This window comes from Leifsonia sp. McL0627 (genome assembly GCF_058244615.1).
The window spans coordinates 426651-452265 of record NZ_JBZCGM010000003.1; the positions used below are offsets into that span (position 1 = coordinate 426651).

General features: G+C 69.9%; 21 protein-coding genes. 12 read left to right on the top strand and 9 right to left on the bottom strand.

Annotated features, from left to right (window positions below; genetic code table 11):
• Window positions 1-7: 7 nt before the first annotated feature.
• The 3 genes from AC37TH_RS10310 to AC37TH_RS10320 all read left to right on the top strand — a co-directional run bounded on the left by AC37TH_RS10310 (window position 8) and on the right by AC37TH_RS10320 (window position 4004).
• A complete protein-coding gene (locus tag AC37TH_RS10310) occupies window positions 8-571 on the top strand; it encodes an RNA polymerase sigma factor (protein WP_490764264.1) in 564 nt (187 codons plus the stop codon).
• A gap of 88 nt (window positions 572-659) precedes the next feature.
• Complete coding sequence (locus AC37TH_RS10315; protein WP_490764265.1) at window positions 660-1958, top strand: hypothetical protein; 1299 nt, start codon at window positions 660-662, stop codon at window positions 1956-1958.
• A gap of 147 nt (window positions 1959-2105) precedes the next feature.
• Entirely contained in the window at window positions 2106-4004 is a 1899-nt protein-coding gene (locus AC37TH_RS10320; RefSeq protein ID WP_490765096.1) for an FAD-binding monooxygenase, read from the top strand.
• 28 nt (window positions 4005-4032) lie between these two features.
• On the opposite strand, the gene AC37TH_RS10325 is transcribed toward AC37TH_RS10320, so the two are convergent.
• On the bottom strand, window positions 4033-4650 hold the full coding sequence (locus AC37TH_RS10325; RefSeq protein WP_490764266.1) for a LysE/ArgO family amino acid transporter: 618 nt from the start codon (window positions 4648-4650) through the stop codon (window positions 4033-4035).
• Window positions 4651-4721: 71 nt separating this feature from the next.
• On the opposite strand from AC37TH_RS10325, the gene AC37TH_RS10330 reads away from it, so the two are divergent.
• A complete protein-coding gene (locus AC37TH_RS10330; RefSeq protein WP_490764267.1) occupies window positions 4722-5606 on the top strand; it encodes a LysR family transcriptional regulator ArgP in 885 nt (294 codons plus the stop codon).
• 21 nt (window positions 5607-5627) lie between these two features.
• On the opposite strand, the gene AC37TH_RS10335 is transcribed toward AC37TH_RS10330, so the two are convergent.
• Both AC37TH_RS10335 and AC37TH_RS10340 read right to left on the bottom strand, forming a co-directional pair.
• Complete coding sequence (locus AC37TH_RS10335; protein ID WP_490764268.1) at window positions 5628-6779, bottom strand: epoxide hydrolase family protein; 1152 nt, start codon at window positions 6777-6779, stop codon at window positions 5628-5630.
• Window positions 6780-6840: 61 nt separating this feature from the next.
• Window positions 6841-9816, bottom strand: coding sequence for an aminotransferase (locus AC37TH_RS10340; RefSeq protein WP_490764269.1), 2976 nt, complete (start codon window positions 9814-9816; stop codon window positions 6841-6843).
• A 96-nt stretch (window positions 9817-9912) separates the two neighbouring features.
• Here AC37TH_RS10340 and AC37TH_RS10345 point away from each other — a divergent pair, with 96 nt between their 5' ends.
• Window positions 9913-10302 carry a DUF3054 domain-containing protein gene (locus AC37TH_RS10345; protein WP_490764270.1) on the top strand — a complete coding sequence of 130 codons (390 nt, stop codon included), beginning with the start codon at window positions 9913-9915 and terminating at the stop codon, window positions 10300-10302.
• 133 nt (window positions 10303-10435) lie between these two features.
• On the opposite strand, the gene AC37TH_RS10350 is transcribed toward AC37TH_RS10345, so the two are convergent.
• From AC37TH_RS10350 to AC37TH_RS10365, 4 genes are all read right to left on the bottom strand, one after another.
• Entirely contained in the window at window positions 10436-11707 is a 1272-nt protein-coding gene (locus AC37TH_RS10350) for a DUF445 domain-containing protein (protein WP_490764271.1), read from the bottom strand.
• On the bottom strand, window positions 11704-12816 hold the full coding sequence (locus AC37TH_RS10355) for an aminopeptidase P family protein (RefSeq protein WP_490764272.1): 1113 nt from the start codon (window positions 12814-12816) through the stop codon (window positions 11704-11706). The genes AC37TH_RS10350 and AC37TH_RS10355 overlap by 4 nt, the downstream gene beginning before the upstream one ends.
• Window positions 12817-12880: 64 nt before the next feature.
• Window positions 12881-14038 (bottom strand): acyl-CoA dehydrogenase family protein, encoded by a 1158-nt coding sequence (locus AC37TH_RS10360; protein ID WP_490764273.1) that lies wholly within the window; start codon window positions 14036-14038, stop codon window positions 12881-12883.
• A 76-nt stretch (window positions 14039-14114) separates the two neighbouring features.
• Window positions 14115-14870, bottom strand: coding sequence for an SDR family NAD(P)-dependent oxidoreductase (locus tag AC37TH_RS10365; RefSeq protein ID WP_490764274.1), 756 nt, complete (start codon window positions 14868-14870; stop codon window positions 14115-14117).
• Window positions 14871-14930: 60 nt separating this feature from the next.
• Here AC37TH_RS10365 and AC37TH_RS10370 point away from each other — a divergent pair, with 60 nt between their 5' ends.
• The 3 genes from AC37TH_RS10370 (at window position 14931) to AC37TH_RS10380 (ending at window position 17412) form a co-directional block, all read left to right on the top strand.
• Window positions 14931-15539, top strand: a complete 609-nt coding sequence (locus AC37TH_RS10370; protein WP_490764275.1) for a TetR/AcrR family transcriptional regulator — start codon at window positions 14931-14933, stop codon at window positions 15537-15539.
• Complete coding sequence (locus AC37TH_RS10375; protein ID WP_490764276.1) at window positions 15527-16321, top strand: alpha/beta fold hydrolase; 795 nt, start codon at window positions 15527-15529, stop codon at window positions 16319-16321. The genes AC37TH_RS10370 and AC37TH_RS10375 overlap by 13 nt, the downstream gene beginning before the upstream one ends.
• A gap of 107 nt (window positions 16322-16428) precedes the next feature.
• Window positions 16429-17412, top strand: a complete 984-nt coding sequence (locus AC37TH_RS10380; protein WP_490764277.1) for an aldo/keto reductase — start codon at window positions 16429-16431, stop codon at window positions 17410-17412.
• 53 nt (window positions 17413-17465) lie between these two features.
• On the opposite strand, the gene AC37TH_RS10385 is transcribed toward AC37TH_RS10380, so the two are convergent.
• Entirely contained in the window at window positions 17466-18677 is a 1212-nt protein-coding gene (locus AC37TH_RS10385) for an MFS transporter (RefSeq protein ID WP_490764278.1), read from the bottom strand.
• Between the two features lie 283 nt (window positions 18678-18960).
• Here AC37TH_RS10385 and AC37TH_RS10390 point away from each other — a divergent pair, with 283 nt between their 5' ends.
• Together AC37TH_RS10390 and AC37TH_RS10395 are read left to right on the top strand one after the other, a co-directional pair.
• Entirely contained in the window at window positions 18961-21438 is a 2478-nt protein-coding gene (locus AC37TH_RS10390; RefSeq protein ID WP_490764279.1) for a ribonucleoside-diphosphate reductase subunit alpha, read from the top strand.
• Between the two features lie 110 nt (window positions 21439-21548).
• On the top strand, window positions 21549-22538 hold the full coding sequence (locus tag AC37TH_RS10395; RefSeq protein WP_490764280.1) for a ribonucleotide-diphosphate reductase subunit beta: 990 nt from the start codon (window positions 21549-21551) through the stop codon (window positions 22536-22538).
• Between the two features lie 96 nt (window positions 22539-22634).
• Here AC37TH_RS10395 and AC37TH_RS10400 read toward each other — a convergent pair whose 3' ends face one another.
• A complete protein-coding gene (locus tag AC37TH_RS10400) occupies window positions 22635-23621 on the bottom strand; it encodes an AraC family transcriptional regulator (RefSeq protein WP_490764281.1) in 987 nt (328 codons plus the stop codon).
• 63 nt (window positions 23622-23684) lie between these two features.
• Here AC37TH_RS10400 and AC37TH_RS10405 point away from each other — a divergent pair, with 63 nt between their 5' ends.
• Both AC37TH_RS10405 and AC37TH_RS10410 read left to right on the top strand, forming a co-directional pair.
• A complete protein-coding gene (locus AC37TH_RS10405) occupies window positions 23685-24515 on the top strand; it encodes a sulfurtransferase (protein WP_490764282.1) in 831 nt (276 codons plus the stop codon).
• Between the two features lie 71 nt (window positions 24516-24586).
• On the top strand, window positions 24587-25603 hold the full coding sequence (locus AC37TH_RS10410; protein WP_490764283.1) for a PLP-dependent cysteine synthase family protein: 1017 nt from the start codon (window positions 24587-24589) through the stop codon (window positions 25601-25603).
• Window positions 25604-25615 lie beyond the last annotated feature (12 nt).

The window sequence follows — 25615 nt, forward strand, 5'->3', positions numbered from 1 at the left end:
ACAGACTGTGAGGACCGCAGCCGGTGCCGACATGACCCAGGGGGAGACGATGGCCGACGATGGCGCGCCCGCCCAGCCCGAACACGACATCGCGTGGTTCACCGCCGTGGTGGGGGAGCACTCGACGGCGATCGTGCGGTACTTCGCGCGCCGGGGACCACGCCAGGATGCGGAGGACCTCGCCGCCGATGTGTTCGCGACGGCCTGGCGGCGCCGCGCCGCTGTGCCGAGCGACGCCGTGCTTCCGTGGCTGTACCGGACGGCCGGATTCACGCTCGCCAACCATCGCCGCAAGGTCGTCGATCTGCCGGTCGACGAGCTGCCGGAGACCGGTGCGCGCCGGGTGCGCGACGACCCGGAGCTGGCCGCGCTGTTCGACGACGAGCTGCGGGGTGCGCTCGGCAGCGTCGCGGAGCGCGACCGGCGCATCCTGCTTCTGCACGCCTGGGAGGGGCTCGACGGGGAAGAGCTGGCGTCTGTGCTCGGGATCTCGCGGTCAGGGGCGGACGCTGCGCTGTCGAGGGCACGCAAGCGTCTGCGTGAGGCATGGGGCGACCGGCTGACGTTCTGAGTGTCCGTGCAAGGTCTGTGGCCGTGTGGACATAGATGCAGGTGAAGACGTTGGCGCTCGTAAGGGCGAACCGATGAAGGGGTATGAGATGAGTGACGACAACGGGCGTGACCCGCTCCAGCGGCTGCGTGCCGCCGACCCGGCCGCCGGCGTCGAGCCGCGGGCGGGCTTCGCCGAGGAGGTCGTCGCACGCGCAGCGGCGGAGTCGGACGAGCCGGCGGAGGTCGTCGAGATCGCGCAGGGACGCCGGCGTCGGCTCTGGCTGCCGATCGCGGCCGTCGCGGCGTCGATCGCGGTCTTCGGCGGGGCCGGGTTCGCCGTGGGTTCCGCGACGGGGGGCACGACGGTCGCCGGTGGGCCGGGAGCCCCCATCTCGCTCCAGAACCAGGGACACGGCCAGAGCCCGCAGGAACAGGGGTCCGACGCTTCGCCGAAGCTGTCGGCCTCCGGCGGAGCAGACCGGGCGTACCCGTACGGTTTCGGCCGCAACAGCTTCCACTCGACGGGACTCTCCACTTCGGCAGGACGGGCGCAGGCGTACGGTTTCGACGCGCGGACCGCCTCCACCGAGAAGACAGTGGCCGCCCTCGCCACGGCGCTCGGCGTCAGCGGTGCGCCACACCTGGCAAACGGCTCCTGGGCGACCGGGCCGCAGGACGGGTCGGCGCCGTCGCTCACGGTCGGACTCGACGGAACTCTGAGCTTCTACTACTCGAACCCGCAGCTCGCGCCTGCCCCGTGCGTCGCGCCGGGGGACACGGCAACGCCGGGCGACGCCGCAACTCCGGATGCCTGCCCGTCGACACCGGCGCTCCCGGCGGCCGACGCCGCGATCGCAGCCCTTCGTACCCTCGTCTCGGCGACCGGCCGCGACCCTGAGGCGTTCCAGTTCGCCTCGGAGACACCGGAGGGCTCGTACACCCGCACGGCGCAGGCCTGGCCGGTGCTGGACGGTCAGCGGATCGACCAGTCGTGGTCGCTGGAGCTCGGCACAGGGGGCATCGTCGGCGTCTCCGGCTTCCTCGCAGCCACGACCTCGCTGGGTGAATACGCGATCGTCAGCCAGCAGCAGGCGTTCGAGCGCCTGTCCGACCCCCGGTTCGGCGCCTCCCTGACCGGCGGGCCGATCGCACTGCGCGACCAGGCTTCCTCCGGGGAGCCCACGACGCCCTCGACCGAGCCGCCCGCCGCGCCGAAAGCCGGCGAGCCTCTCACCTGGCCCGTGCACCGGGTCGAGATCGTGAGCGCCCGGCTGGGACTGGCGAGCCAATGGCAGTCGAGCGGCAGTGTGCTCGTCGTTCCGGCTTACGAGTTCACCGACTCCGACGGCGGCACGTGGTCCGTCATCGCCGTCGCCGAGGAGCAGCTCGACTTCTCGGCCTTCTAGGGCGTTGCGAGGGGACGTCCCCACGGTGCGCGGCTTGTCGCGTCGTCCGTGCGCGTCTATGATCATCATGCGATATCAGAACAGTGTGTTCACATAGAGAACACGCGATCCGTCGCCCTCGTACCCACGAAGAAGTGAGGAGTGCCCGTGCAGTTCCACCACCACGGCTATGTTTCCGGTGATCCGCGCATCCAACCGGCGGCAGGCGTCGGCATCGACCGGCCGGACGAGTTGCCGGACGAGGTCGACGTGCTCATCGTCGGCACCGGCCCCGCCGGCATGATCACCGCGGCTCAGCTGTCGAAGTTCCCGGGCATCACAACGCGCATCGTGGAGCGGAGGGGCGGCAGGCTCGCGATCGGCCAAGCGGACGGCATTCAGGCGCGCAGCGTGGAGACTTTCGACGCGTTCGGGTTCTCCGAGCGGATCATCGCCGAGGCGTACCGCATCACAGAGATGGCGTTCTGGAAGCCGGACCGCGACGACCCGTCGAGGATCGTGCGGTCGGCCGTCGCGGTCGACGACCCGACCGGGGTCAGCGAGTTCCCGCACCTGATCGTCAATCAGGCGCGCGTGCTCGACTACTTCGCCGAGGTCATGGCGTACTCGCCCAGCAGGCTGACGCCGGACTACGGACTGGAGTTCGTCGGTCTCGACGTCGCGGACCACGGCGAGTACCCGGTCACCGTGACGCTCGCCCACACGGTCGGCGAGCGGGAGGGACAGGAGCGCACGGTGCGCGCGAAATACGTCGTCGGAGCGGACGGCGCGCGCAGCAGGGTGCGCGAGTCCATCGGATGCACGCTCGCCGGCGACCAGGCCAACCACGCCTGGGGTGTCATGGACGTGCTCGCCGTCACCGACTTCCCCGACATCCGCACCAAGTGCTCCATCCAGTCGGAGGCTGGCAACATCCTGCTCATCCCGCGGGAGGGCGGCTACCTGTTCCGGATGTACGTCGACCTCGGCGAGGTGCACGACGACAGTGGCGCCGTGCGCGCCACCACGATCGAGCAGATCATCGAACGGGCGAACGCCATCCTGCACCCGTACACGCTCGACGTGCGCAACGTCGCCTGGCACAGCGTGTACGAGGTCGGCCACCGGCTCACCGACCGCTTCGACGATGTGCCGCTGGATGCGCTGGGCTCGCGCACCCCGCGCGTCTTCATCACCGGGGACGCCTGCCACACCCACAGCGCCAAGGCCGGTCAGGGCATGAACGTATCCATGCAGGACGGATTCAATATCGGCTGGAAGCTCGCGCACGTTCTCGACGGGCGGAGTCCGGAGAGCCTTCTCGCCACATACTCCGCCGAGCGGCAGGTGGTGGCGAAGGACCTCATCGCGTTCGACAAGGAGTGGTCGACGCTGATGGCGACGAAGCCGGAGGAGCTCGACGACCCGACCAGCCTGGAGGACTTCTACGTTGCGACCGCCGAGTTCCCCGCCGGGTTCATGACGCAGTACGCGCCGTCGATGCTGATCGCCGAGCCGTCGCACCAGGAGTTGGCGACCGGTTACCCGATCGGCAAGCGCTTCAAGTCCGCGATGGTCAGCCGGGTGGGCGACGGGGTGCCGACGCACCTGGGACACCACGCGAAGGCGGACGGCCGGTGGCGGATCTACGTGTTCGCCGACGCCGCGCGGCCGGGCGACGCCTCCGGTGTCGCCGACCTCGCGCGGTGGATCGGCAGTGCGCCGGAGTCTCCGGTGGTCGCCTTCACGCCCGAGGGCGCCGACCCGGACGCCTGGTTCGACGTGAAGGTGATCTACCAGCAGCCGCACGGCGACGTGGACCTGGGCGTGGTGCCGGACGTGTTCCTGCCGCGGGTGGGGCCGTTCGGGCTGATCGACTACGAGAAGGTGTACGCAGTCGCACCGGGCGACGACATCTTCGAGCAGCGCGGCATCGACCGGGGAGGGGCGATCGTCGTCGTGCGGCCGGACCAGTACGTCGCCGACGTGCTCCCATTGAGCGCGACCGCCGAACTCGCCGGGTTCTTCCGCGGGGTCATGCTCGACCGCAGGCACGCGATGGCGTGATGGACGTCCCGCTCCTGTCGCCCGCCGCTCAGACCACGAGCAGGATCGCCAGCACGACCATGAGCACAGCGATGGCTCCGTCCAGGATGCGCCAGGCGACAGGGCGGGCGAAGACCGGGGCGAGGTAGCGGGCGCCGAAGCCGAGCATCCCGAACCAGAGGATGCTGGCGGTGACGGCGCCCGCACCGAACACCCAGCGGCCTGGGTCGCCGTGCGAGGCGCTCAGCGAGCCGAGCAGCAGCACCGTGTCCAGGTAGACGTGCGGGTTGAGCCAGGTGAGGGCGAGGCAGGTGCCGACGGCGGCGAGCAGGGTGGTGGCCCCGGCGCCCGTCCCGGCGTCGAGGCGCTCAGGGCGCAGGGCGCGGCGCGCGGCGAACAGCGCGTACAGCAGCAGGAACGCGAAACCCGCCCAGCGGATGATCTCCAGCGCGACCGGCGCCGAGCGGATGATCGCGCCGATACCGGCGACGCCCGCGGCGATCAGCACCGCGTCGCTGGCGACGCAGATCAGCACGATCGGCAGCACGTGCTCCCGCCGCAGCCCCTGCCGCAGCACGTAGGCATTCTGCGCGCCGATGGCGATGATGAGGGAGGCTCCTGCGCCGAGCCCGGTGAGGTAGACGGCGAAGGCGGAAGCGGGGGTCACCGTTCGAGCGTATGGCGCGAGCGACCTGCAGGGAAGCTCATGATTCTTACGAACCATTAGCATGGCTGTTGATGGACGCCAGCACCGATCAGCTCCGCACCCTGGCCGCGGTCATCGACCACGGCACCTTCGACCGCGCCGCCGCGGCACTGCACCTCACGCCGTCCGCCGTCAGCCAGCGGATGCGTTCCCTGGAATCGCAGATCGGCCGGGTGCTCGTCCGCCGCAGCAAACCGATCGAGCCGACCGACGCCGGCCGCGTCCTGCTCAAGCTCGCCAGGCAGGTCGCGCTGCTGGAGAGCGAGGCAGTGGATGCACTCGGCGGTGACGAGGCCGATGCCCTCCCGCGCATCCCGCTGGTGGTGAACGCCGACTCGCTGGCGACCTGGGTGCTCCCCGCGCTCGCCGACGTCGCCGAACGCACCGGCATCGCCTTCGACCTTGCGCTCGACGACCAGGAGCACACGCTCGACCGGCTGCGCGACGGCACCGCGATGGCGGCGATCAGCTCCGACCCGGACGCCGTGCAGGGCTGCACGGTCACGTCCCTCGGCGCGATGCGCTACCGGGCGACGGCGAGCCCGGCGTTCGTCGAGCGCCGGCTGCCGGACGGCTGGACGCCCGCCGCGATGGCTGTCGCCCCGATGCTGGTGTTCGACAGGAAGGACACGCTGCAGGACCGGTACCTGGCCGTCCACGCTCCGGAGGCGCATCCGCCCCGCCATTTCGTGCCGGCGTCGTCGGAGTTCGTGCGCGCGGCGGAGCTCGGCCTCGGCTGGGGCATGTTGCCCGACCTGCAGACCGCGGCGCAACTCGCCGACGGCCGCCTCGTCGCGCTCGACGACGCGGCGCCGCTCGACGTCCCGCTGTACTGGCACCAGTGGTCGCTGGAGTCAGCGACACTCGCAGCCGTCGCCGCCACGCTCGCGGACGCCGCGGCGCGCGTGCTGCGCTAGCGCGCATCCCGGATCGACTGGTCAGGCGGTGGCGCGCACGATCTGGAGGAAGGCGCGCAGGTCGGCGGCGACGAGGTCGGGCGTCTGCTTGGCGGTGAAGTGGCCGCCGGTGGGCAGGTCGTTCCAGAACCGGATGTCGGTGTATGTGCGCTCGGCGTAGTGCCGGGGGAAGCCACGCTCGCCGTACTGGATGGAGACCCCGACCGGCACGTGGATGCGCGGCATCGGCGTCTCGAACCGGTCGTCAGAGTAGCTGCGGAACGAGGTGCCGATGGTCCCGGTGAACCAGTACAGCGAGAGCGTGGTGAGAATCTCCTCCGTCGTCCACCAGGTGGCGAGGTCGTCCGAGCCGCTCCACTCCCGGAACTTCTCCACCAGCCACGCTGCGAGACCGGCAGGGGAGTCGGTGAGCCCGACCGCGAGCGTGTCCGGCCTGGTGGACTGCTGCGCGGAGTAGGAACTCGCGCCATCCCATTTCTGTGCCAGCCAGCCGAGGAACGCGGCTTCCTCGTCGGTGAGGTCTCCGCGGCGTTCCTCCGGCGGGAAGGCGGCGTGGGTGGCGAACAGGCCGAGCACCGACTCCGGGTGGAGGGCGGCGAGGCGGTCGCTCACCCAGGTGCCGACGTCCTCCCCGTAGGTCGCATAGCGCTCGTAGCCCAGCACGTCCGCCATCAGCGTGTGCCAGCGTTCGGCGACCGCGGTGGAGGTGAACGGCTCCCGCAGCGTCTCGGAGAACCCGTATCCCGGCAGCGACGGCACGACCACGTCGAACGTCACCCCGGAGCCGTCGTCTCGGCTGAGCAGGTCGGCGAGTGGCAGCAGCTCGATGAAGGAGTACGGCCAGCCGTGGCTCAGCACGATCGGGATGCGGTCTTCCGCGCCCTGGCCGCGCAGATACGCGAAGTGCACCCGTTCGCCGTCGATCACCGACGTGTACTGCGGCACCGTGTTCAGGCGTGCCTCGGCCGCGCGCCAGTCGTAGCCGTCGCGCCACTCGTCCATCAGCGCGCGGAGCGTCGGCAGGTCGATCCCGGCCGACCAGGCCGCACCGGGCGACTGCGCGGGGTAGCGGGTGCGGGCGAGCCGGGAGCGCAGGTCGGCGATGTCGTCGTCCGGCACCGCGATGCGGAACGCCTCCGCCTCGGTGAACGTGACTGCTGGCGATGCGACCATACTGCGAGGCTACGCCCCGCCGCCGACACGGGCGCGGCGGGGCGCGTCGCGTCGCGTCGCGTCAGAGCGTGGCGAGCACCAGGTCGAGGGCGTCCACGAAGCGGTCGGCGCTCGCGCGGGTGATGCAGAGCGGCGGCTTGATCTTGAGGACGTTCTTGTGGTCGCCGGTGGGCTGCACGATGCAGCCTTCCGCGAGCATCCGGTCGCAGACGGTTGCGGCCTCCGCGGTGGCCGGTTCGAGGGTCTGCCTGTCGCGCACGAGTTCGACGCCGAGGTAGAGGCCGAGCCCGTGGACGGCGCCGATCAGCGGGTGGCGCGTGCCGAGGTCGCGGAGGCGGCCAGCGAGGTGGTCGCCGACCTCTGCGGCGTTCCGCTGCAGGTCCTCGTCGCGCATGATGTCGAGCACGGTGAGCCCGACGACCGAGCTGACCGGGCTGCCGCCCGCCGACGAGAAGAAACTGCCCTCCGCGGCGAACGAGTCGGCGATGGCCCTGGTCGTGATCACCGCGCCGAGCGGGTGGCCGTTGCCCATCGCCTTGGCGACGGTGATGATGTCCGGCACCACGCCCTGCTGCTCCGAGCCCCAGAAGTAGTGCCCGAGCCTGCCGTAGCCCACCTGCACCTCGTCGGCGATGCACACGCCACCCCGATCCCGGATGCGCTGGTACACGCCACGCAGGTAGCCGTCTGGCAGCATGACGCCGCCCGCATTGCCGAACACGGGCTCCGCGATGAACCCCGCGATGGATGCGCCCGATGCGCCCAACTCGCCGGTCCCGCGGGCGGTCGCCGCCGCGTCGAGCGCGGCGAGGTCCGCATCCAGGTCGGCCAGGTAGGCCGCGGCGGAGTCCGCTCCGCGGTGCCGACCGCGGTAGGTGTGCGGCGACGCGACCAGCTTCACCCAGTCCGGCCGGGTCTCCAGCGCGCGTGGGTTGTCGCCGATGGAGGAGGAGACGGCGTCGGCGCCGACCGTCCAGCCGTGGTACGCCTCGGTGACCGCCAGGATCGCACTCTGCCCGGTGTGCGTCTGCGCGAGCCGCAGGGCGAGGTCGACGGCCTCGCTGCCGCTGTTGACCAGGAACACCGTGTCCAGCGGCGCTGGCGCGAGTTCGGCCAGGCGCGCGGTGAACCGGGCGAGCTCCTCGTAGTGGAACCGCGAGTTCGTGTTGAGCAGCGCCCACTGGTCGCGCACGGCGTCGACCAGCCGTGGATGCGCGTGGCCGACCGCCGTGACGTTGTTCACCATGTCGAGGTAGCTCTGCCCTGCGGTGTCGACGAGGTGGTGCCGCCAGCCGCGCTCGATCAGCGGCGGAGCAGTGAAGTAGTGCTCCTGCACGGCGGCGAAGCTGTCTTCGCGACGCGCGAGCGCCTGCTCAGGTTCGCTTTCCGGGGCGGCAAGGCCGGCGAGGCCGGTGCCGAACAGCGGGGACGGGTCCGGCGCGATCTGCTCCCACAGCAGCCTCGGGATGCTCGGGGTGACGAACGCCGGGGGCCGCCGGCCGCGCAGGCGGCTGAGCTGAACGGTGAGCGTGACGGCCGCTCCGATGGTGTCGCCCGCCGCCACCAGCGCGGTGGTCAGCGGCCTGCTGAGGCCGTCGAGCCACAGGTCAGCGTCGTCGCCGCGCAACCGCCACGAACCGTCGACGAGCGCGAGCTCGCCGGGGAACGGAGCGGCGATCTTGACGCCGCCAGGCGCATCCAGTGTCACAGAGAGCGCGCGGGTGGGGGAGGCGGCACTCCGGTCGAGGGTCGCCCTGGTGAGGCGGTGCTCCGCGTAGCGGGTGACGGCGTGGCCGTGCTCGCGGCAGACGGCGGAGAGCACGGCGGTCTCGGCGTCCGCGTCGAGCCAGCGCCCGCCGTCGAGGGCGTGCGAGGTGACAGAGAGGTCGGCGACGTGGCGCGGTTCCGTGATGAGACCGACGAGCGGAGTGTCGACCCGCACGGGTGCCAGGCCGTTTCGGGCCGCGCTCTCGATCCGCCACCGCAGCGCGGCTTCGAACTCGTCGGCGTCGATGCGCCTGGCCAGGTCGAAGGCCAGCCATTCGTGCGCGCGGTTCTCGTCGGCGTACGCGTTGTCGCCGTCGAGCGCGACCTGCTGCTCACCGCTCACCACCAGGACGGCGCCGCGGAGGACGACGAGCGGCCAGAGCGCTGCCAGGTCGGCGTCGTCGAGCGGCGACCGCTCGGCGAACGCCTCGGCGACGTCGAGCACGGCGAGTGGGTCGGCGGGAACGTGGTGCAGCGCGCTCGTGACGGTCGCGGCGAGTTCGGCCACGAGCCAGCCGTCGGCCACGTCGCCGAAGTCGATCACCCCGGCGCCCGTGCCGCTGCCGCCTGTGCCGTCGCCGCCCGATCCGTCGCCATCCTGATCGCTCCCGAGCACGATGTTGTCGTCGGTCACGTCGCCGTGGACCGCCTGCACCCGGAGGCGGGCGCGCAGCGGGGCCAGCCGGGCGAGCGCCGCGTCCGTCGCCTCGCGCACTGCGCGCTGCTTGGCCGGGTCGGCGACGTGCCCGATGAGGAGGTCGACGACCTCGCCGCCGATCCGCGCATCCCACTGGGTGGTGCGCGCCAGCCCGGGATGCCGGAGCGAGGCGAGTCCGGCGGCGACGTCTCCTGCGAGAGTGCCGAGAGTGCGCAGCTGCTCGACGGACGGTTCGGCGACGCCGGTGAGCGGCTCCCCGTCGAGGTAGCCGAGCAGCCGGGCGAACAGCGCGACCCCTCCGACCTCGACGGCGACGAGGTCGCTCCCGTCGGTCGCAGCGACCACCTCCGGCACGCGCACGCCGGCGTCGGCCAGCGTGCGCATCCCGGCGTTCTGGGCGTGCAGTTCGTCGGCCGAGAACACCGGATTGGCGAGCTTCAGCACGTAACGACGGGCTCCGGTGTCGATGAGGAAGTTGCGGTCCTGCTGGCTGCCGAGCTCGGTCACCTCGCCGCTCAGACCGTAGTGCTCAGCGGCGATCGCGACGGCGTCGCCAGGGCTTACCGCGGGTCGCGGGAGCGACGGCTGGGCGAGGAAGTCGAAGTTCGGCACGGGGGACTCCAAGGCTCGGCGTCAGGGTGACGACAGTCTACTGACGCTCACCGCGCTACCAGCCAACGCACGGGTGTCCGCGCGTAGCATCAAGCCGTGAAATCCTGGAAGACACCACTGCTCGCGTTCGTCATCGACGCCGCGCTCGTGCTGCTCTTCGTGCTCATCGGCCGCCGCAGTCACGCGGAGGCGGCGAGTTTCACCGGGATCGTCGACACGTACTGGCCGTTCCTCGTCGGCCTGCTCGCCGGGTGGCTGGTGACCGTCGCGTGGCGCCGCCCGCTCGCGATCCTCTGGCCGGGCATCCCGGTCTGGCTGATGACCGTCGCACTCGGGATGCTCATCCGCACCTCGGTCGGCCAGGGCATCGAGCCGAGCTTCATCGTGGTGGCGACCGTCGTCCTCGGCGTGTTCCTCGTCGGCTGGCGGCTGCTCGCGCTGCCGCTCGTGCGGCGTCGCCGCCGAGCGCGCGCCGTCGCCCGCTGACGCTCGCGCGCGCCCGCTGACGCGCGCCGCCTTCCACGACTCGTGCGAAAAGTGCGGTCACGCGCGCCGCGACCGCACTTTTCGCACGAGTCGAGGGCGCGCCGACCGCCCCGTTCGCACGAGTCGGGCCCGCTCAGAGGGCCAGCACCGCCGTCGCGATCGTGAAGATCGCCACGCCGGCGAGTGCGCCGACCACGGTGCCGTTGATCCGGATGAATTGCAGGTCCTTGCCCACCTGCAGCTCGATCTTCTCGGTCGTCTCCCGCGGGTCCCAGGCCGTCACGGTCTCGCTGATGACGCTCGCGATGTCGTGCCGGTATGTGGCGACCAGGTGCACGGCCGCGTCGGTGACCCAGGTGTTCATCTTCGCGCTCAGTTCAGGATCGGCGGCGAGGCGGGTGCCCGCGTCCGCGACGGCCGCCTCCGCGCGCAGCCGCAGCTCGCTCTCCGGATCGGCCAGCGCATCCACTGCTGCCGACTTCGCCGCCTCCCACGCGGAGGCCGCCAGCTCCCTGACCCGCGGGTCGTCGAAGGCGTTGTGCTTCGCGGACTCCAGCTTGGCGATCGTCGCGGGGTCGTGCTGCAGCCGGTCGACCAGCTCGGCGAGGTAGCCGTCGATGGCGATCCGGAGTTTGTGGTCCGGGTCGGCCCGCACATCGCCGAGGAACCGCCGCACCTCCGTGTACACGCGGTCGTCCACCAGGCGGTCGACGAACGACGGCAGCCAAGACGGCAGCCGCGCCGAGACGACCGCGCCGAACGCATCCGGGTTGGCCGCCATCCACTCGTCCAGGCGGTCGATCAGCAGGTCGACCGCCTCGTGGTGCCCACCGGAGGCCAGGACGCGCGCGCCGAGCCGGCCGACCGGCGGCGCCCACTCCGGGTCGATCAGGTGCTTGCGGGCGATGGCTTCGATGGCGTCGCGCATCGTCTCGTCGTCGAGCATCGTTGCGAGCCCGCGCGCGGCGGTCGACGCCTCGCCGACGATCCGGCGGGCGTTCTGCGGCTTCGACACCCAGGTGCCGAGCGCCCCCGCGATGTCGATCGAGGAGAGCTTGCCTGACACAACCTCATCCGAGAGGAAGTTGGTCTCCACGAACTCGCCGAGGCTCGCGCCGATCTCGTCCTTCCGATTCGGGATGATCGCGGTGTGCGGGATGGGCAGTCCGAGCGGGCGGCGGAACAGTGCCGTCACCGCGAACCAGTCGGCCAGCGCGCCCACCATGCCGCCCTCGGCCGCCGCGCGCACATAGCCCAGCCACGGGATGCTGCCCTGAAGCGAGAACGCGATCACGAAGACCAGGGCCATCAGCACGAACAGGCCGGTGGCGATCAGCTTCATCCTGCGCAGGGCCCGCAGCCGGACGGTGTCGGCCGGGCTGAGGATGCGAGTCGCCGTGGTCACTGGACGATGTGCAGCTCGCGGCTGGTGTTGTTGAGCCGCTGCGCCCCGGTCTCGGTGGCGACGACGATGTCCTCGATCCGCACGCCGAACCGGCCGGGCAGGTAGATCCCCGGCTCGATCGAGAAGCACATCCCTGCCTCGATCGGCCGCTCCTCGCCCTCCACCATGTACGGCGGCTCGTGCGTGGTCATGCCGATGCCGTGGCCGACCCGGTGGATGAAGTACTCGCCATACCCGGCATCCGCGATCACCGCGCGGGCGGCCCGGTCGATCTCCTGGCAGGCGACGCCGACGGCGACGGCCTCGAACGCGGCCTGCTGGGCGCGCTTCACGACCTCGAAAACCTCGTGCTCCTCGTCGGTCGGCTCGCCGACGTGGACGGTGCGGGTCGTGTCCGAGCCGTAGCCGTCCATGATGCCGCCGAAGTCGAGGACGACCATGTCGCCGGTCTGGATGGTGCGCTCGCCCGCCTCGTGGTGCGGGTTCGCGCCGTTCGGGCCGCTGCCGACCACCGTGAAGTCGACCTGCGAGTGACCGTGCTCGCGCAGCAGTGCGGCGAGGTCGGCGGCGACCTCGTTCTCCGTGCGACCGGCGAACCTCACGGCCAGGATGTCCTCGAAGGTCGCGTCGGCGGCGGCGCCCGCGGCGGCGAGCCTGTCGATCTCGTCGGCGCCCTTGACGGCGCGCAGCATGGGCAGCGCGTGCGAGATCGACTCGAACCGCGCCTCCGGGAGCTTCTGCTGCAGTGCGAGCAGGTGCATCGCCCAGGCGGCGTCGGAGATCGCATAGCGACCGTCGGCGCGCAGCAGCGCGGCGGTGGTGACGTATTCGTCCGTGCCGTCCGACCAGTCCACGATCCGGATGGCCTCGGCCGCGCGCGTGTCCGCCGCGCTGTCGTGCTCCAGGATCGGGACGATCATGGTGGGGTCGCCGTCGGCGGGGATCACCAGCAGGGTGATGCGTTCGGTGGTGGCGATCGGCAGGTAGTCGGCGAAGTACGCGAGGTCGGGACCCGGCGCGATCAGCAGGCCGTCGAACCCGGCGGCCGCGGCACTCGCTGCCCCGCGCTTCAGGCGGTCGGCGAAGTCGTCGGCGGTGATCTGCTTCATTCGTTCCCTTTCATACGCTTCATACACGGCGGTGTTCGTACGCGGCGGCGTCAATTCGTGGCGGCTATTCGGCCGGGCCGAGCCACGCGTTCGCAACGGTGGAGTGCGCCGACTCGTCGTCGGACGGGTGGAAGATCCCGGCGAGCACGTCGCGGTACAGCCGCCCCAGCTCGTTCCCGGCGAAGTACGTCGAACCACCGGACACCCGGATGGCCTGGTCGACCACCTGCCGTGCGGTCTCGGTCGCCCGCACCTTCAGGCCGACCAGTTTCGGGAAACACTGGGCCCCGTGGTCGGCGAGCTCGTCCACATCCCGGGCGACGGCGTCGAGCTGGGGGAGCAGCGCATCCTGGGCGATGGCGGCGTCGGCCACCCGCCACCGGATGTCCGGGTCGTTCGCGTAGCTGCGGCCGTCGTTCTTGAGGCTGGTGCGTCGGTGCGCTGCGGCGACAGCGAGGTCGAGGGCGCGGGCGCCGATGCCGGTGTAGACGGCGGCGAGCAGGACCTCGAAGGTGGCGAAGATCGCGAACACGAGCGAGTCCGGATTGGGGCCGGGGTCGAGACGCCGGATGATGCGGTCGGCGGGCGACCTCGCGCCGTCGAGCACGGTCGTGTTGGACTGGCTGGCGCGCATCCCGATGGTGTTCCAGTCGTCCCGGATGCTGAAGCCGCCGCCGTCGCGGTCGATGAAGCCGTAGACGATCTTGGGCGCGTCTGCGCTGGTGCTGTCGAGGCCCATCGTGCCGAGGCGGGTCCAGGCGGGGGAGAGGGAGGTGAAGATCTTGGTGCCGTGGAAGCGGTACGAGCCGTCGTCCTGCGGGCGTGCATCCGTGGTCGAGCCGAACAGGACGAGGTCGTTGCCCGCCTCGCTCAACCCGAAGGCGAACACCTCGCCTGCTCCGGCGTCGCGCAGCACGAAATCGGTGGAGGCGTCGCCCCGGTCGTGCAGGACCTTGGCCACGCCGGTCCAGACGAGGTGCATGTTGACGGCCAGCGCGGTCGCGGGCGCCGCCCCGGCGAGCCGCACCTGCTCGCGGGCGACCTGCTGGAGCGTGAGCCCCAGGCCGCCGAACTCGACGGGCACCAGGGCTTTCAGATAGCCGGCGCCGACCAGCTCGGCGAAGTCGTCGGCGAAGAAGGCGTTCGCGGCGTCGTATCCGGCGGCGCGGGAGCGGATGCGCTCCAGCAGCTCGTCGCTCAGCAACGGGATGTGCTCGGTCACGCTCCCCAGCCTAGGGGAGCGCGACCGGGCGCGCAGGGGCGACCTGCCCGCAGTATCGGGCGGATCACGGGGCGGATTACTGAGCGGTGTATCCGCCGTCGACCAGGTGGTAGCTGCCGGTGATGAAGCTGGCCGCGTCGGAGGCGAGGAACGCCACGAGCGCCGCCACTTCCTCCGGCTCGCCGAGGCGGCCGAGGGCGTGCTTCGACTCCAGGAAGTGCAGGGCGTCCGCATCCATCGCCGACTCGACGAGCGGGGTCTTGATGAAGCCGGGACCGACGGCGGTGACGCGCACCTTCTGGTCGGCGTACTCGATGGCGGCGTTCTGGGTGAGACCGAGCAGCGCGTGCTTGGCAGTGACGTAGGCCGACGAGTTGGCGAAGCCGACGCTGCCGAGGATGGAGGCCATGTTGACGATGGATCCTCCGCCGTTGGCGCCGATCGCGTCGAGCTGCGGGCGCATCGAGTAGAACACGGCGTTGAGGTTGATCTCGATGACCTTGCGCCAGCTGTCCAGCGAGTATTCGCCGACCTTCGCGGCCTCTCCGCCGATGCCGGCGTTGTTGACGGCGATGCGCAGCGGGGCGAGCTCGTTCGCGGCCGCGACGCTGGCGACGGCGAATTCGGGGTCCGTCACGTCTCCGATGAGGGCGGCTGCCGTGCCGCCCGCCGCCTGGATCTCGCCGACGACCGCGTTGGCGTTGGTCTCGTTGAGGTCGGTGACGAGCACCGCTGCCCCACTGGCGGCCAGCGTGAGCGCGACCGCGCGCCCGATGCCGGAGCCTCCTCCTGTCACGATCGCGGAACGGCCTGCGACGTCGTACTGAGCCATGGGTGAATCTCCTTTCAGTTATCCAACACATGTCGGATAGCTCGATTGTACGATCGAAACATGGATGCCCGCCAAGAGAAGACGATCGCGCGCCTGAGCGCGGCCATCCTGGAGCTCGCCACCGAGCGTCCCGTGACCGAGGTCACCGTCTCCGAGCTCGCCCGAACCGCCGGTGTGCATCGGTCGACGGTGTACGTCTACGCCCCCTCTCCCGTTGAGCTGCTGCAGAACGTGTTGCGCACCGAGCTCGACGTGCTCCGCGCCGACTACCTGGTCGGCGTCGAGCCGGACGACGCGCTCCAGGCCGTCGAGGGCGTCACCCGCGGCGTGCTCGTGCACGTCGACCGGCACGACGCGATCTACCGGCGCGGCCTCGGCGCCGACAGCGGCTCCGCAAGCCTGCAGGCGATGCTGAGCAGCCACTTCCAGGGCTCGATCGAGCTGCTGATCGACCAGCACAGCGTCACGGTCCCCTCCACGATTCCCGCCGAGCGCCGGATGATCACCCGCTACCTCGCCGACGGCATCATCGGCGGCATCGACGTCTGGCTCGACAGCCCCCGCCCCCGGAATGTGGATGCGCTGCTCGGCGTGCTCGACCTCGTGCTGCCCGCGTGGTGGCCGCACCGGGGGCAGCGTGGTGAGAGGGTGGGGGCATGGGGCGACTGACGGACGCGTTCGGGCGGCTGTTCCACCGCGCCCCGCTGCTGCACGTCGCGGGCGACGAAGGCGACGGGCCGGTCGTCGTGCTGGTGCACGGCATCGCGTCGTCGTCTGTCACCTTCCAGAACCTGGTGCCGCTGCTCGAACCGGCCCACCGGGTGATCTCGATCGACATCCTCGGCTTCGGGCGCTCGCCGACGCCCCCGGATGCGACGTACACGCTGGAGGAGCACGTCGCCGCCCTGCACGAGACGCTGCGGTCGCTGAAGATCGCGCATCCGTTCGTCCTGGTCGGCCACTCGCTCGGAGCCCTGATCGTCTCGCGGTACGCCGCCGTGCATCCGGAGGGGCTGTCTCGGCTCGTGCTCGTCGGCCTGCCGATCTACGGGTCGCCTGCGGAGATCGGCGATCGGCGGGTGCGCAGCAGGGTCAGCGCGTACCTCCGCGCATACGAGTTTCTCCGCAGCAACAAGGAGTTCACGATCCGCAACGCCGGCGTCCTGGCCAGGCTGCTCCCGATCAAGGGCGTCTTCGAGGTCACCGAGAAGAACTGGACGCCGTTCGTCCTCTCGCTGGAGCACTGCATCGAGTCGCAGACCGTCGTGAGCGACCTGGCGAGGGTGCGGGTGCCGGTCGAGGTGGTCTACGGCACGCTGGACGCCTTCATCGCGCCGGGGAGCCTCGCGGTGGTCGAGTCGATGCGGCACGTCACCATGCACAAGGTGGAGGCGAACGACCACATCATCCGGAAGCGGATGGCGCGCGTGGTCGCGGCCGCCTGCGGGTGACCCTGCCCGCCTCCCGCGTCTCGTGCCAGGCATCGAGTGGTCCCGAATTGCCGTGCGCGCCCCCGCCGCACGGCAATTCGGGACCACTCGTTCGCTAGCCTGGCTGGATGCAACAGCGCACACTCGGCAGGACGGGCCGCACGGTCTCCGTCATCGGACTCGGCACCTGGCAGCTCGGAGCGGACTGGGGGGACGTCAGCGAGGCGGACGCCCACGCCGTCCTGGATGCCGCAGTGGAGGCCGGCGTCACCTTCTTCGACACGGCGGACGTCTACGGCGACGGGCGCAGCGAACGGATCATCGGCGCATACCGGGCCGCGCATCCGGAGGTGCCGTTGACGGTCGCCACCAAGATGGGGCGCCGAGAGGCGCAGGACGCGGACAACTTCACCCTCGCGAAGTTCCGCGAGTGGACGGACCGCTCGCGCGCGAATCTCGGCGTCGACACGCTCGACCTAGTGCAGCTGCACTGCCCGCCGACGCCGGTGCTCAGCAGCGACGCGGTCTACGACGCCCTCGACACACTCGTCGCCGACGGCGCGATCGCGAACTACGGCGTCAGCGTCGAGACCTGCGACGAAGCCCTGGCCGCCATCGCGCGTCCCGGCACGGCGACCGTGCAGATCATCCTGAACGCGTTCCGGCTGAAGCCACTGGATGCGGTGCTCCCCGCCGCGCGCGAGGCCGGCGTCGGCATCATCGCCAGGGTGCCTCTCGCTTCCGGGCTGCTGAGCGGCCGGTACACGGCGGACACCGTCTTCGCGCCGGACGACCACCGCACGTACAACAGGCATGGAGAGGCGTTCGACGTGGGGGAGACCTTCTCGGGCGTCGACTTCGAGACCGGCGTCGGCGCCGCGCGCGAGTTCGCGGCGCTCGTGCCGTCCGGGCTGACGCCCGCGCAGGCCGCGCTCGCCTGGGTGGCGCAGCAGGACGGCGTCTCCTCGGTCATCCCCGGCGCCCGTTCGCCCGAGCAGGCGCGCGCCAACGCGGCCGCCGGTTCGGCCGAGGCGCTCGGCGCGCCGTTCGAGGCGGCCGTCCGCGACATCTACGACCGTCGCTTCCGCGCCGCCGTCCACCCGCGCTGGTAGCGCTGCTCAGCCGCTCAACTGCTCAGCCGTTCAGTCGTTCTGGGGGTCGGCCGTCAGGACGGCTGGACGGGCACCGGCTCGGTGTCCGGGATGGGGGAGGCGTCCCTGCCGCGCAGATCCGGGTGGATGCGGTGGGCGAGCGCCGGCACGATGAAGCCGAGCAGGGCGAACACCCCGGCCACCCAGAATGCGCCGATCGCCCCGCTGCCGTCGATCAGGAAGCCCGCGAGGGCCGAGCCGAGCGCCGCGCCGATCAGCTGACCGGTGCCGACCCAGCCGTACGCCTCCGCCGTGTCGGAGAACTTGACGCTCGCCGAGACGATCGCGAACAGCACGGCCAGGGCGGGCGCGATGCCGAGCCCGGCGATGATGAGCGTGAGCGAGAGGCCCCACCAGGAGCCGAGCATGAACGTGGAGATGACGACTCCGACGAAGACGATGAACATGCGACGCGCCGTCGCCCACGGCCCGATCGGCACGTGCCCGAACGCGAGGCCGCCGACCAGGGAGCCGAGCGACCAGATCGCCAGCACGATGCCGGCGAACGGGGATCCCTCGCCGAAGTTGGCGACGACGCCCGCCTCGATCGCGGCGCACGAGCCGATCAGCAGAAAGCCGACCACGGTCGCCAGCAGCACGGGAGGACGCGCGAGCACCACGCCGAACCGGCGCTTGCTGCGCGGGATGCGCACCCGGCCCACCTCGGGCGACGAGATGAACCACAGGCCGCCGAGCAGCATGATCGCCACCGACATCAGGATGCCCTGCATCGTGCCGATCTGGGTCGCCACGAACGTGATGGCAACAGGACCGGCGATCCAGATGATCTCCTGTGCGGACGCGTCGAGTGAGAACAGCGGGGTGAGCTGGCGCGAGTTGACCATCTTGGGATAGATGGTGCGCACGGCCGGCTGGATGGGCGGCATGCTGAGCCCCGCGAAGAACGCCACGGCCATGGTGACCGGGATCGGCATGACGAGGACGCCGATCGCGGCCACGGCCACGGCGCACAGGATGAGCGTCGTCCACAGGACCACGCGCATCCCGAGCACGCCCATCAGCCTGCTCGTCATCGGACCGGCGATGGCCTGGCCGATGCTCATGGCGCCGAGCACGAGTCCGGCGGCTCCGTAGGAGTGGTGCACGTGCTCGATGTGCAGGAGGAAGGCGAGCGAGAGCATCCCGAACGGGAACCTGGCCAGCAGCTGGGCAGCGATGATCCGCGAGACGCCCGGCGTCTTGAGAAGGCTCGAATACGTGCTCACAAGAGGTCAAGTCTATCGGTGGGACGGCGTTCGCCAAGGGGTCTCGCGGCCTGTGGATAAGTGCATAACTTGTCCACACCTGTGGATGACACGCCCACTAGATATGGGGTTCGATAAATGTCGGCACCCCGCTATATAGTGGTCACACGCCGAAACGCACTGCGGGTCTCCGCCAGCGGATTTCGGTCGTGACAAGGGGTTTTGCGAGCGCGCCGTGCGCGCTCGCGGGGAACGCAACAGACTTCGCCGCTCAGGCAGAGCGGCCCAGTAAGAGGGAGAGAAAGTGGCAATCACGGTCGTGAAGCGCAACGGCGAGAGGGAGCCGTACGACGCGAACAAGATCAACCTGGCCATCGAGTCGGCGGCGCAGGGTCTCGACGAGAACATCACCTGGGTCACCCAGATCGCCAGCGAGCTCGAGCTGACGCTGTTCGACGGCATCACGACCCAGCAGCTCGACGAGGCGGTCATCCAGGTCGCCCTGCAGAACGTCAAAGACGACCCGGCGTTCGACACCGTCGCCGCGCGTCTCCTGCTCAAGACGATCTACAAGCGCGTGCTCGGCGACTACGAGGGCCACGACGAGCTCGTCTCGCTGCACACCGGCCACTTCCGTGCCTACATCGAGCGCGGCGTCTCCGAGCAGCTGCTCGACCCGCGCTTCACCGACCTCTTCGACCTCGACCGCCTGGCCGGGTACCTCGACCCGTCGCGTGACGAGCTGCTCAAGTACATCGGCGTCGTCACGCTGAACAACCGCTACGGCATCAAGGCCCGCAACGGCGAGACCCTCGAGGTGCCGCAGTACTTCTGGATGCGCATCGCGATGGGCCTGTCCCTCAACGAGGCAGACCCCACCTCCCACGCTCTCGGGTTCTACGACAAGATGTCGAAGCTCGAATACCTCGCGGCGGGATCCACCCTCGTCAACGCGGGCACCGCATACCCGCAGCTCTCCAACTGCTTCGTCATGGAGATGCAGGACGACATCGAGCACATCGCCAAGAGCGTGCGCGACGTCATGTGGCTCACCAAGGGAACGGGCGGCATCGGCCTCTCCGTCACCAAGCTGCGCGCCCAGGGCTCGCCCATCCGCTCCAACAACACCACCTCCACCGGCCCCATCCCGTTCATGCACACGATCGACTCCGTGCTGCGCGCGGTCAGCCGCGGTGGAAAGAAGTTCGGCGCCCTCTGCTTCTACATGGAGAACTGGCACATGGACTTCCCGGAGTTCCTCGACCTCCGCCAGAACTCCGGCGACCCGTACCGCCGCACCCGCACCGCCAACACGGCCGTGTGGATCAGCGACGAGTTCATGAAGCGCGTGCAGAACGACGGCGACTGGTACCTCTTCGACCCGCTGGAGGTCTCCGACCTCAACGAGCTGTACGGCAAGGCGTTCTCCGACCGCTACGCGTTCTACGTGGGCGAGGCCGAGGCCGGCCGCCTGCACATGTTCAAGAAGATCAGCGCTCGCTCGCAGTTCAAGGACATCCTGATGAGCCTCCAGACCACCAGCCACCCGTGGCTGACCTGGAAGGACACCATCAACAACCGTGCCCTCAACAACAACACCGGCACGATCCACCTGTCCAACCTCTGCACCGAGATCACGCTGCCGCAGGACCGCGACAACGTCTCCGTCTGCAACCTGGCGTCGATCAACCTGTCGCGTCACCTGGTAGACGGCAAGATGGACTGGGCCCGCATCGAGGAGAGCGCCCGCAGCGCCGTCCGCCAGCTCGACAACCTGATCGACATCACGATCTCCAGTGTCGACGAGGCCGACTTCTCCAACCAGCAGAACCGCGCCATCGGCCTGGGCGTCATGGGCTTCACCGACATCGTCGAGCGACTCGGCTTCAGCTACGAGTCCGAAGAGGCGTACGACCTGATCGACGAGATCATGGAGCACGTCTCCTACGCGGCCATCGACGAGAGCGCCGACCTGGCGCAGGAGCGCGGCGCATACCCGAACTTCGACGGTTCGCGCTGGTCGCAGGGCCTCGTGCCGTTCGACTCGATCGCCCTCACCGAGGCCGACCGCGGTGTGCCGATCAAGGTCAACCGCACCACCCGCCTCGACTGGGACCACCTGCGCGAGAAGGTCAAGGGCGGGATGCGCAACGCGACCCTCATGGCCATCGCACCGACCGCCTCCATCGGCCTGGTCGCAGGCACCACCCCCGGCTTCGACCCGCAGTTCTCGCAGATCTTCAGCCGCTCGACCTCGTCCGGCAAGTTCCTCGAGGTCAACCGCAACCTGGTCGAGGCGCTGCAGGCGCGCGGCCTGTGGGAGACCACCCGCGAGTCGATCCTGCGCTCGCAGGGCGACATCCAGAACGTCGCCGAGATCCCGGACGACCTGAAGGCCGCGTTCAAGACGAGCTTCCAGCTCTCACCGTACGCGTTCCTCGAGGTCGCAGCCCGCGCCCAGAAGTGGATCGACCAGGCCATCAGCCGCAACATGTACCTGGAGACCAGGGACATCGGCGACATGATGGACATCTACTACGCAGCGTGGGAGCGTGGCGTCAAGACCACCTACTACCTGCACATGAAGCCGCGTCACCAGGCCGAGCAGTCGACCGTCAAGGTCAACAAGGCCGAGGAGATCTCGGGCGGCCGCAAGGGCTTCGCCACGGTCGGAGCAGGCGCCCCCGCCCCCGCCGCAGCGGCCGAGACGGCAGAGGCTCCCGCAGCACCGGCTCGCCGTGGCTTCGGCTTCGGAGGACTGTCGACGGGTGGTGAGAAGTAATGAACACCAACAAGATCGAGGAATACTACGTGCCTGTCGACCCGATGGACGACCTGCAGTGCGAATCCTGCCAGTAGCCGGCTGACCAGAGACAAGAGAGAAGACACACGATGGGAATCCTGGGAACGGGAATCGAAGAGGGCCTGCTTCTCAAGCCGGTGAAGTACAAGTGGGCGATGGACCTGTACGACCAGGCCGTTGCGAACACGTGGTTCCCGAACGAGATCCAGCTCGGCGAGGACATCGCCGACTTCAAGAAGATGACCGACGAGGAACGTCACGCCGTCACCTTCCTGATGAGCTACTTCAACCCGAACGAGCTCCTGGTGAACAAGGCTCTCGCGTTCGGCGTTTATCCATACATCAACGCGGCCGAGGCGCACCTCTACCTCGCCAAGCAGATGTGGGAAGAGGCGAACCACTGCATGTCGTTCGAGTACGTCCTGGAGACGTTCCCGATCGACCGCGAGCAGGCGTACAACTCCCACGTGGACATCCCGTCGATGGCCCGCAAGGAGGAGTTCGAGGTCAGCTTCATCAAGCGGATGACCGAGCAGACACTCGACATCACGACGACCGAGGGCAAGCAGGACTTCATCCGCAACCTCGTCGCGTACAACGTGATCCTCGAGGGAATCTGGTTCTACTCTGGCTTCATGGTGGCGCTGTCGTTCCGTCAGCGGAACCTGCTGCGCAACTTCGGTTCGCTGATCGACTGGGTGGTGCGCGACGAGTCGCTGCACCTCAAGTTCGGCATCAACCTCATCCTCACGGTGCTCGAAGAGAACCCGGACCTGCAGACGCCCGAGTTCGCGAACGAGATCCGTCAGATGATCCTGGATGCGGTCGCCATGGAAGAGGAGTACAACCGTGACCTCCTCCCCGGCGGCATCCTGGGACTGAACGCGAACTACATCAACCAGTACGTCCGCTACCTCGCCGACCGTCGACTCGAAGAGCTCGGCTTCGAAGCGGAGTACAAGGTCGCCAACCCGGCCAAGTGGATGGCGACGGCGAACGACACGCTCGAACTGGTGAACTTCTTCGAGTCCACCAACACCTCGTACGAGTCGAACGCGAAGGCGTCGACCGGCCACTGAGGTCGAGCACCGCGTGGAACGGCGCCAGGGGAGCGATCCTCTGGCGCCGTTCGTGCGTCGGCGCGTCGCGGCCGGTCCCAGCGAGTTCAGGCCGGTTCAGCGCGGCAGCTCGCCCGAGCGCTGCGCCTCGGACGGCGAGAGCCCGTACTGCTCGCGATAGCGCGCGGCGAACCGGCCGAAGTGGTAGAAGCCCCACGCAGCGGCGATCTGCGACACCGACAACTGCCCAGCACCTCCGGCGACGAGCTCCCGGTGCGCCCCCTCCAGCCTGACCCTGGTGAGGTAGGCGAGCGGGCTCGTGCTGAGGTGTTCCCGGAAACCGCGGTTGAGCGCGCGGACGCTCGCTCCGACGGAGGCGGCGATGTCTGGCACAGTGATCGGGGTCTGCGCGTTCTCGTCGATGAACTGGACGGCGCGGCGGACGGTGGCCGGCGTCTGGGGCGCGGCCGGCGCATCCAGTGCTGTGCGGAACGGGTGGTCGGCGGCCAGGAGCAGCCCGGTCGACAGGACGCTGGAGACCTGAGATGCGATGAGCGGGTTCAGCGTGAGCGTGCCGGAGCGATTGAGGGACTCGAACAACGACCGGGCGTATGTGTACCACTCGGCTCCGCGGCCGCTCCGGAGGTCGAGGGCGCGGGGGAAGACGATCAGGTCGGGGGCGTCGCGGCCGAGGAGGCGCCCGAGGTCCGCTTCGAGGGCGCGCCGGTTGAACCACACCATCGAGAGGATGTCGCCGTCGACCGCCCAGCCTCGCACGTTCACGGCGTCGGCGGGACCGCTGATCGTCGCCAGGTCCGGCGTCGAGGTGTACTCCACGGCCCCCGTGCGGATGTTGAGGACGCTGGCGCTCGGCACGCTCGCGGCGTACCTGTCGTCGACCCCGTCGATGTCCACCGAGACCTCGCAGCCGTACTGCACCTGCCCGACGGAAAGCGCTCCGACCTGCGCCGCGCGCAGGCTGTACGAGAACGACGCATTGGCATGTCGTGGCACGACGCGATGGTCGTTGAACAGGCGGGAGCCGACTCTGACCGCCTCGTCCAGGTCGTTCGTTTCGAACGATTGAACAACTGAGCTCGTCATCTTCGACACCTCCGACTTGCTGCGCAAACTCTACTCCGCCGGTGATGGAGGAGAATGCAGGTCATGACGCACCTCATCGACGCGGACCACCTCTCCGACGCTGTGACCGCAGCCACTCCTCCGCGGGTGCTCGATGTGCGCTGGAAGCTGGGCGGCCCTCCGGGCCGCGAGGAATACGCCGCCGGCCACATTCCCGGAGCGGTATACGTCGACCTGGACACCGAGCTGGCCGGGCACGGCGTGCCGACGGATGGGCGGCATCCGCTGCCCCAGCTCGCCGACTTCCAGGAGGCGGTTCGGCGCTGGGGACTGAACGACGGCGACGACGTCGTGGTCTACGACGACGTCTCCGGCACCTCGGCCGCCCGCGCGTGGTGGCTGCTCCGCCACGCCGGTTTCGGGAGCGTCCGCCTGCTCGACGGCGGGCTAGCCGCCTGGCGGGCGGCCGGTGGAGAGCTCGAGACGGCGGAGAACATCCCGGAGCGGGGGACCGCGACCGTCGAATACGGCTCCCTGCCGACGATCGATGCGGACGGCGCAGCGGCCTTCCCGCAGCACGGTGTGCTGCTCGACGCCCGGGCGGGTGAGCGGTTCCGCGGCGAGGTCGAACCCGTCGACCCTCGGGCCGGGCACATCCCCGGAGCGGTGAGCGCACCCACCGCCGGCAACCTCGCCCCCGACGGGACCCTGCTCCCCGCCGACGCGCTCATCGACCGGTTCGCGGCGCTCGGCGTCACTAGCGATGCGCCGGTCGCCGTCTACTGCGGTTCCGGAGTGACGGCCGCGCACGAGATCTTGGCGCTCGAGGTCGCCGGGTTCGAGGCGGCGTTGTATCCCGGCTCGTTCTCCGCGTGGTCGAACGACGACGAAAGGCCGGTCGCCACCGGCGCCTGATGCGTCTTCGTGTGACGTAACAGTCGGCAACAGCCGCCCGTCGGCACCGGATGCGCGCCTAGGGTCTCTGCATGACCACCGTGGATGTGCCACCAGACGCGCGAGTCGCCGAGCGGGTCGGCGAGACCTTCGACAGCGTCGCCTCCCTCATCGGCAACACGCCGGTGGTGGAGCTGCGCTCGCTGACGCGCGGTCTCGCCTCCCGGGTGTTCGTCAAGCTGGAGGGCCGCAACCCCGGCGGGTCGTCGAAGGACCGCATCGCGCTGAACATGATCCGCACGGCGGAGGCTGACGGCTCGCTCGCGCCGGGCGGGACGATCATCGAGGCGACGAGCGGCAACACCGGAATCGGCCTGGCTTTGATCGGGCGGCTCACCGGGCATCCCGTCGTCATCGTGCACGCCGGAGACATCTCGGACGAGAAGCGGAAGGTGCTCTCCGCCTACGGCGCACGCCTGGTCGTCGCCGACTGGGAGGCGGGACCGGACGACCCGGCCAACCCGCGTGCCGTCGCCGACCGGATCGCCGCAGAGACGCCGGACTCGTGGCGTCCTGCACAGTTCGCGAACGCCGCCAACCCGGCCGCGCACTACCAGAGCACCGGCCCGGAGGTCTGGCGGCAGACGGCGGGAACGGTGACGCACTTCGTCGCCTCGATCGGCACCGGAGGGACGGTCAGCGGCACCGGCCGCTACCTGAAAGACGTCAGCGCGGGCGCGGTGCGCGTGATCGGCGCGAACCCGGTGGGCTCGACGTACGCGGGCGGAGCGCCAGGGCGCATCCTGGTGGACGGCGTCGGTTCGGCGTGGCCGCGAGAGTGGTGGCCGCACACCTTCGACGCCGACGTGCTCGACGAGGTGCGCACGATCGACGACCGCGAGGTCTACGACACCGTGCGCAGGCTCGCCGCCGAGGAGGCACTGCTGCTCGGGCCGTCCTCCGGGCTCGCCGTGGCGGTCGCCCTGCGCACCGCACAGGATGCGCGCCCCGGTTCGGTGGTCGTCGCCATCGCGCCGGACGGCGGCATCAACTACCTCACCAAAGCGTTCGACCCGGACTGGCTCGCCGCCTCCGGACTCGACCGCTGACAGAACGACCAC

Excerpts from the sequence above, each read along its gene's own strand:
- AC37TH_RS10315 (WP_490764265.1), top strand. The coding sequence starts at position 660 with ATGAGTGACGACAACGGGCGTGACCCGCTCCAGCGGCTGCGTGCCGCC.
- AC37TH_RS10330 (WP_490764267.1), top strand. The coding sequence starts at position 4,722 with ATGGACGCCAGCACCGATCAGCTCCGCACCCTGGCCGCGGTCATCGAC.
- AC37TH_RS10335 (WP_490764268.1), bottom strand. The coding sequence starts at position 6,779 with ATGGTCGCATCGCCAGCAGTCACGTTCACCGAGGCGGAGGCGTTCCGC.
- AC37TH_RS10355 (WP_490764272.1), bottom strand. The coding sequence starts at position 12,816 with ATGAAGCAGATCACCGCCGACGACTTCGCCGACCGCCTGAAGCGCGGG.
- AC37TH_RS10365 (WP_490764274.1), bottom strand. The coding sequence starts at position 14,870 with ATGGCTCAGTACGACGTCGCAGGCCGTTCCGCGATCGTGACAGGAGGA.
- AC37TH_RS10370 (WP_490764275.1), top strand. The coding sequence starts at position 14,931 with ATGGATGCCCGCCAAGAGAAGACGATCGCGCGCCTGAGCGCGGCCATC.
- AC37TH_RS10375 (WP_490764276.1), top strand. The coding sequence starts at position 15,527 with ATGGGGCGACTGACGGACGCGTTCGGGCGGCTGTTCCACCGCGCCCCG.
- AC37TH_RS10380 (WP_490764277.1), top strand. The coding sequence starts at position 16,429 with ATGCAACAGCGCACACTCGGCAGGACGGGCCGCACGGTCTCCGTCATC.
- AC37TH_RS10395 (WP_490764280.1), top strand. The coding sequence starts at position 21,549 with ATGGGAATCCTGGGAACGGGAATCGAAGAGGGCCTGCTTCTCAAGCCG.
- AC37TH_RS10400 (WP_490764281.1), bottom strand. The coding sequence starts at position 23,621 with ATGACGAGCTCAGTTGTTCAATCGTTCGAAACGAACGACCTGGACGAG.
- AC37TH_RS10405 (WP_490764282.1), top strand. The coding sequence starts at position 23,685 with ATGACGCACCTCATCGACGCGGACCACCTCTCCGACGCTGTGACCGCA.
- AC37TH_RS10410 (WP_490764283.1), top strand. The coding sequence starts at position 24,587 with ATGACCACCGTGGATGTGCCACCAGACGCGCGAGTCGCCGAGCGGGTC.